The sequence below is a fragment of the Streptomyces kebangsaanensis genome, from assembly GCF_001906585.1.
GTDB lineage: Bacteria > Actinomycetota > Actinomycetes > Streptomycetales > Streptomycetaceae > Streptomyces > Streptomyces kebangsaanensis.
Genome location: NZ_JUJA01000090.1, coordinates 11,054 through 16,520, shown reverse-complemented (window position 1 = coordinate 16,520; position 5,467 = coordinate 11,054). Strand labels below are relative to the sequence as shown.

At 72.1% G+C, this 5,467-nt stretch carries 5 protein-coding genes; 3 read left to right on the top strand and 2 right to left on the bottom strand.

Translation table 11 applies throughout. The features are described from left to right. Window positions 1-2,210, bottom strand: a 2,210-nt coding sequence (locus RH94_RS13660; protein ID WP_073947883.1) for a Tex family protein, incomplete at its 3' end; no start/stop codon positions are given. Window positions 2,211-2,402: 192 nt separating this feature from the next. On the opposite strand from RH94_RS13660, the gene RH94_RS13655 reads away from it, so the two are divergent. Both RH94_RS13655 and RH94_RS13650 read left to right on the top strand, forming a co-directional pair. Further along, window positions 2,403-3,362, top strand: coding sequence for a GlxA family transcriptional regulator (locus RH94_RS13655; RefSeq protein WP_073947882.1), 960 nt, complete (start codon window positions 2,403-2,405; stop codon window positions 3,360-3,362). 48 nt (window positions 3,363-3,410) lie between these two features. Continuing rightward, entirely contained in the window at window positions 3,411-4,046 is a 636-nt protein-coding gene (locus RH94_RS13650) for a DJ-1/PfpI family protein (protein ID WP_073947881.1), read from the top strand. 46 nt (window positions 4,047-4,092) lie between these two features. On the opposite strand, the gene RH94_RS13645 is transcribed toward RH94_RS13650, so the two are convergent. Next, window positions 4,093-4,839, bottom strand: coding sequence for an enoyl-CoA hydratase/isomerase family protein (locus RH94_RS13645; RefSeq protein WP_073947880.1), 747 nt, complete (start codon window positions 4,837-4,839; stop codon window positions 4,093-4,095). A 94-nt stretch (window positions 4,840-4,933) separates the two neighbouring features. Here RH94_RS13645 and RH94_RS13640 point away from each other — a divergent pair. Continuing rightward, a partial coding sequence (locus RH94_RS13640; protein ID WP_234425745.1) for an HdeD family acid-resistance protein occupies window positions 4,934-5,467 on the top strand: 534 nt, incomplete at its 3' end.

Here is a 5,467-nt window from a genome sequence, read left to right as displayed (position 1 = left end):
CCGCCGCCGCCCTGCCGCTCCTGCGGTGCGGCCTCGTCGTCCAGGCGCAGGGTCAGCGAGATCCGCTTGCGCGGGATGTCGACGTCCAGCACCTTCACCTTGACGATGTCACCGGGCTTGACGACGTCCCGCGGGTCCTTGACGAACGTCCTGGACATCGCCGAGACGTGCACCAGACCGTCCTGGTGGACACCGACGTCCACGAACGCGCCGAAGGCGGCCACGTTCGTCACGACGCCCTCCAGGATCATCCCGGACGACAGGTCGGAGATCTTCTCGACGCCCTCCTTGAAGGTGGCCGTCCTGAACGCCGGCCGCGGGTCGCGCCCCGGCTTCTCCAGCTCCTTGAGGATGTCGGTGACCGTCGGCAGACCGAAGGTGTCGTCCACGAAGTCGGCGGGCTTCAGCGAGCGCAGCACGCCCGTGTTGCCGACGAGGGAGGCCACTTCCTGACCCGTGGTCTTCACCATCCGGCGGACGACGGGGTACGACTCCGGGTGCACGCTGGAGGCGTCCAGCGGGTCGTCGCCGCCGCGGATGCGCAGGAAGCCCGCGCACTGCTCGTACGCCTTCGGACCGAGCCGCGGGACCTTCTTCAGCTGGGCGCGTGAGGTGAACGGCCCGTTGGTGTCCCGGTGCGCCACGATGTTCTCGGCGAGCGACGAGGTGACGCCGGAGACGCGCGCGAGCAGCGGCACGGACGCGGTGTTGACGTCCACGCCGACGCCGTTCACGCAGTCCTCGACCACCGCGTCCAGCGAGCGGGACAGCTTCACCTCGGACAGGTCGTGCTGGTACTGACCGACGCCGATCGACTTGGGGTCGATCTTGACCAGTTCGGCCAGCGGGTCCTGCAGCCGGCGGGCGATGGAGACCGCGCCGCGCAACGACACGTCCATGTCGGGCAGTTCCCGGGAGGCGTAGGGGGAGGCCGAGTACACCGACGCGCCCGCCTCCGAGACCATCACCTTGGTGAGCTTCAACTCCGGGTGCTTGGTGATGAGTTCACCGGCGAGCTTGTCGGTCTCGCGGGAGGCCGTGCCGTTGCCGATCGCGATCAGCTCGACCGCGTGCTCCTTGGCGAGGCGGGCCAGTCTGGCGATCGCCTCGTCCCAGCGGTTGGCCGGAACATGCGGGTGGACGACGTCCGTGGCGACGACCTTGCCGGTCGCGTCGACCACGGCGACCTTCACGCCGGTACGGAACCCGGGGTCGAGCCCGAGCGTCGCGCGGGTGCCGGCCGGGGCGGCCAGCAGCAGGTCGCGCAGGTTGGCCGCGAACACGTCCACGGCCTCGTCCTCGGCGGCGGTACGCAGCCGGAGCCGCAGGTCGATGCCGAGGTGGACGAGGATGCGGGTGCGCCAGGCCCAGCGGACCGTGTCCCGCAGCCACTTGTCGGCGGGCCGGCCGCGGTCGGCGATGCCGAAGCGGTGGGCGACGATCCCCTCGTACGACGACGGGCCGTCCGTCGGCTCCTCCGGCTCCAGGACGAGGTCGAGGACCTCCTCCTTCTCGCCGCGCAGCATGGCCAGGATCCGGTGCGAGGGCAGCTCGGTGAACGGCTCGGCGAAGTCGAAGTAGTCGGCGAACTTGGCGCCCGCCTCCTCCTTGCCCTCGCGCACCTTCGCGGCCAGCCGCCCGCGCACCCACATGCGCTCGCGCAACTCGCCGATCAGGTCGGCGTCCTCGGAGAACCGCTCGGTGAGGATCGCGCGGGCCCCGTCGAGCGCGGCCTGGGGATCGGCCACCCCCTTCTCCGGGTCCACGAACGCCGCCGCCGCGGCCGTCGGCTCCACGCTCGGATCCCCGAGCAGCCCCTCGGCCAGCGGTTCCAGGCCCGCCTCCCGGGCGATCTGCGCCTTGGTCCGCCGCTTCGGCTTGTACGGCAGGTAGACGTCCTCCAGCCGCGCCTTGGTCTCGGCGCCGCGGATGCGCGCCTCCAACTCCTCGGTGAGCTTGCCCTGCTCGCGCACCGACTCCAGGATCGCGGTGCGCCGCTCCTCCAGCTCCCGCAGATAACGCAGCCGCTCCTCGACCGAGCGCAGCTGCGCGTCGTCGAGCATCTCGGTCGCTTCCTTGCGGTAACGGGCGATGAAGGGCACCGTCGAGCCGCCGTCCAGCAGCTCCACGGCGGCCCTGACCTGCCGCTCCCGTACGCCGAGCTCCTCGGCGATCCTGCCTTCGATGGACCCTGTGAGGGGTGTCGTCACGTTCCCGTACCGCCTTCTCACTCCACTGGTGCGCCGCAATTCTGACAGGCCCCACCGACAAACGGCGCCCAGGGCACCACCGCGTCGTACCGAAACCCGCCTCGCCGTGCCGTGGCGGACGGTGGGCGCATGGCAGGAAAGGTGGGAAATTCGTCATTGCGGTCGTTCCGCCGGGCGCCAAGAATCGGGTGCATGGCGCAGCGAACCGTTCTCGTCGTTCTCTTCGACGGCGTGCAGAGCCTCGATGTCACCGGGCCCCTGGAGGTGTTCGCCGGTGCGGAGAAGGCCGTACCGGGGACGTACCGCATCCGTACCGCCTCGCTGGACGGTGGTCCCGTACGCGCCTCCAGCGGGCTGGGACTCGTACCGGACGGCTCGCTCGCCGGGGCGCCCGTGCCGCACACGCTGCTGGTCCCCGGTGGCGAGGGCACCCGCCGGCCGGACGCGCGGCTGGTCGAGTGGGTGCGCGGGCACGGGCCGCGGGCGGCCCGGCTGGTCTCGGTGTGCACCGGGGCGATCCTGCTGGCCGAGGCGGGTCTGCTGGACGGCCGGCGGGCCACGACCCACTGGGCGTACTGCGACAAGCTCGCCCGCGACCACCCCGCCGTCAGGGTCGACGCCGATCCGGTCTACGTGCGCGACGGCCGCGTGGCCACCTCGGCCGGCGTGACCTCCGGCATCGACCTCGCCCTCGCACTCGTGGAGGAGGACCTGGGCCGCGACACCGCGCTCACCATCGCCCGCCACCTGGTGGTCTTCCTGCGCCGGCCCGGCAACCAGGCCCAGTTCAGCGCCCAGCTCGCCGCCCAGAGCGCGACGCGCGAGCCGCTGCGGGACGTACAGCAGTGGATCACCGAGCATCCGGCCGCCGACCTGTCGGTCGAAGCGCTGGCCGCACGCGCCCGGCTCTCGCCGCGCCACTTCGCCCGCGCCTTCCGGGCCGAGACCGGCACCACCCCCGGCCGCTACGTCGACCGGGTCCGCCTCGAACACGCCCGACGGCTGCTGGAGGACACCGCCGACGGCGTCGAGGAGATCTCCCGTGCCAGCGGCTACGGCACGCCCGAGGCCATGCGGCGCGCGTTCGTCAGGGCGCTCGGAACCGGTCCGGCCGAGTACCGGCGCCGGTTCAGCCCCGCACCCGTCACCTGACACCGGTCATCCGACACCGGTCATCCGACACTCACCGAAGGGAATCCCATGCAGATCGCCATCGTCGTCTTCGACCGCTTCACCGCCCTGGACGCCGTGGGCCCGTACGAGACCCTGGGCCGTCTCCCCGGCGCCGAGACCGTCTTCGTCGCCGAGCGAACCGGTCTCGTCCGCAGCGACACCGGGAACCTCGCGCTCACGGCCGACAAGGCCTTCGCCGAGGTCCCGAGCCCCGACATCGTCGTCGTCGCGGGCGGCCCCGGCCAGGCGGTGCTGATGGAGAACCAGCCCCTCCTGGACTGGCTGCGTGCCGCCGACGCCACCAGTACCTGGACGGCCTCCGTGTGCACAGGGTCGCTGCTGCTGGCCGCCGCCGGATTCCTCGACGGCCGCCGCGCGACCTCGCACTGGCTGGCGCTGGACCAGCTCAAGCGCTTCGGTGCCGAGCCCACGCCGGAGCGCGTGGTCTTCGACGGCAAGTACGTCACGGCCGCCGGTGTCTCCTCCGGTATCGACATGGGTCTGACCCTGCTCGGCAGGATCGCGGGCGACGAATACGCCCAGACCGTCCAGCTGGCGACCGAGTACGACCCTCAGCCGCCCTACGACGCCGGATCCCCGGACAAGGCTCCCGCGCACCTCGTCGAGGAGCTTCGGGCCATGAGCCGCTTCATCCTGACGTAGGGCCTGAGACAGGACGTGGGGCAGGGCACGACGCGAGGCTCGCGGTCTACCGCACGCTCCAGGAGAACCGCGGCGCGCGGCGCTCCAGGAAGGCGGTGACCCCCTCCGCCGTGTCGCCGCTGCCGCGCGCCTGCTCCGCCCAGTGGGCGTCACGGTCCGTGCGGCCGTCGGCGAACTCCTTGGCCGCGGCCTGGGTCAGCTGGGAGCGGGAGGTGAGGACGCGGGTGAACTCCGTGACGCGCCGGGTGAGTTGTCCCTCGGGCAGGACCTCGTCGACCAGGCCCGTGCGCAGCGCGCGCCCGGTGTCGATCAACTCGCCGGAGAAGAGCAGGTACTTGGCGGTGGCCGGGCCCACCAGGGAGACCAGACGGCGGGTGGAGGAGGCGGGGTAGACGATTCCCAGCCTGGCCGGTGTCACGCCGAACAGCGCGCCCGCCTCCGCGAACCGCAGGTCGCAGGCCGCCGCCAGCTGGGCGCCGCCGCCCACGCAGTGCCCGCGCACCGCCGCCAGCGTCGGTTTGGGGAACGCGGCGAGGGCCTCCTCGGCCAGCACCGCCAGGCGCTGCGCCTCCTCGGGGGAGCCGCGCAGGGTGGAGATGTCGGCGCCCGCACAGAACGTTCCGTCCGCGCCCGTCAGCACCAGGGCCCGTACGCCCGGGTCCGCCGCCAGGTCCTCCAGCAGCGGTGGCAGCGACCGCCACATCGCGGCCGTCATCGCATTGCGCTTGGCCGGATGGTGGACGACGACGGTGGCGACCTCGTCGGTGATGTCGTGCAGCAACTGCGGCTCCATGCGCCGGATCGTAACGACCCCGCCAAGCGTTTGATCAAGGAGGGGAGGGGGACCTGGGGAACCAGGGGTGTGGTGCGGCAGTGAGGAGGCGCCGATGGCCAGGTTCACCGAGCCCCGCGAGCCCCGCGGTGAGACGGCGAGGATGCGCCGCGGTTTCGGCTGGCTCGCCGGACTCGGGGTGCTCCTGGTGGTCGCCGGACTCGTCGGACTCGTCTACACGGCCGCCGTCACCCTGACCTCCATGCTCCTGTTCGGCTGGCTGCTGCTGATCGGCGGGTTCGTCGGACTGCTGCACGCGATCCAGGCCCGCGGCTCCAGCTTCTTCTGGCTCGGCGCCATCGTCGCCGCCCTGAACATCGCCGCCGGAGTGGTGATCGTCAGCCACCCGCACGCGGCCGCCGCCGCGCTCACCTTGTTCGCCGCCCTGCTGTTCCTCACCGGCGGCCTGTTCCGGGTGGTCGGCAGCGCCGTCGTGCGCGGCCCCCAGTTCGGCTGGACGCTCCTGCTGGGCGTCTTCTACCTGCTGCTGGGCGTCCTGGTGCTGGCCAACTGGCCGAGCAGCAGCCAGTACGTCATCGGCGCGTTCATCTCCCTCGCCCTCCTCTTCGACGGGCTCGGCCTGATCGCC